Annotated in this window: 2 protein-coding genes; both read left to right on the top strand. The window is 54.0% G+C overall.

All coding sequences use genetic code 11. The annotated features are described in order from the left end of the window. Positions 1-8 precede the first annotated feature (8 nt). Positions 9-836, top strand: a complete 828-nt coding sequence (gene rplB, locus KDK18_RS01310; protein WP_252177328.1) for a 50S ribosomal protein L2 — start codon at positions 9-11, stop codon at positions 834-836. Positions 837-857: 21 nt separating this feature from the next. Beyond that, a complete protein-coding gene (rpsS, locus tag KDK18_RS01315; RefSeq protein WP_252177327.1) occupies positions 858-1,136 on the top strand; it encodes a 30S ribosomal protein S19 in 279 nt (92 codons plus the stop codon). The last annotated feature ends 37 nt before the right edge of the window (positions 1,137-1,173 follow it).

Below are 1,173 nucleotides of genomic sequence, written 5' to 3' on the forward strand. Positions count from 1 at the left end.
GTTACAGGATGGCCGTAATTAAGTGCAAGCCGACTTCTCCGGGTCGTCGCTTTGTCGTCAAGGTGGTAAACCCTGACCTCCACAAGGGTCGCCCTCACGCGCCTCTGGTGGAAAAGAAAAGCAAGTCTGGTGGTCGTAACAACGCTGGTCGCATCACTACCCGTCATCGCGGTGGTGGTCACAAGCAGCACTACCGTATCGTAGACTTTCGTCGCAACAAAGATGGCATTCCGGCTATCGTTGAGCGTCTGGAATACGATCCGAATCGTACCGCTCACATCGCCCTGCTGAAGTACATGGACGGTGAGCGTCGTTACATTATTGCACCTAAAGGTGTGAAAGCCGGTGACGAGCTGTACTCTGGTGTTGATGCTCCTATCAAACCAGGCAACACGCTGCCTCTGCGTAATATTCCGCAGGGCTCTGTAGTTCACTGTGTTGAGCTCAAACCAGGTAAAGGTGCGCAGATGATGCGCAGTGCCGGTACTTCCGCTCAGGTCGTAGCGCGTGATGGTGCTTACGTAACCCTGCGTCTGCGTTCCGGTGAAATGCGTAAAGTATTGGCTGACTGTCGTGCAACTCTGGGCGAAGCCTCTAACAGTGAGCACAATCTGCGCTCTCTGGGTAAGGCGGGTGCCAAGCGTTGGAGAGGCGTGCGTCCAACCGTTCGTGGTGTTGCCATGAACCCGGTTGATCACCCACACGGTGGTGGTGAAGGTCGTACTTCCGGTGGTCGTCACCCAGTGACACCATGGGGTGTTCCGACCAAGGGTCGTAAGACTCGTTCCAACAAGCGTACGGATAAAATGATCGTACGTCGTCGCAGCGCGAAGTAAGCCTAGAGAGAGGATACGACAGTGCCACGTTCTTTGAAAAAAGGCCCATTTATCGACCTTCACCTGCTGAAGAAAGTCGAAGATGCGGTTGAAAGCGGCAACAAGCGTCCGATCAAGACCTGGTCACGCCGCTCAATGATCCTGCCAAACATGGTAGGTCTGACCATCGCCGTTCATAACGGTCGCCAGCATGTGCCTGTTTTCGTCAGCGAAGACATGGTAGGCCTCAAGCTGGGTGAATTTGCTGCTACCCGCACCTACCGCGGTCACGCTGCAGATAAGAAGGCCAAGAAGCGCTAAGAGGGTAAGAAATGAAAGAAGTAGCTGCTATACATAA

The organism is Endozoicomonas sp. SESOKO3 (assembly GCF_024606255.1).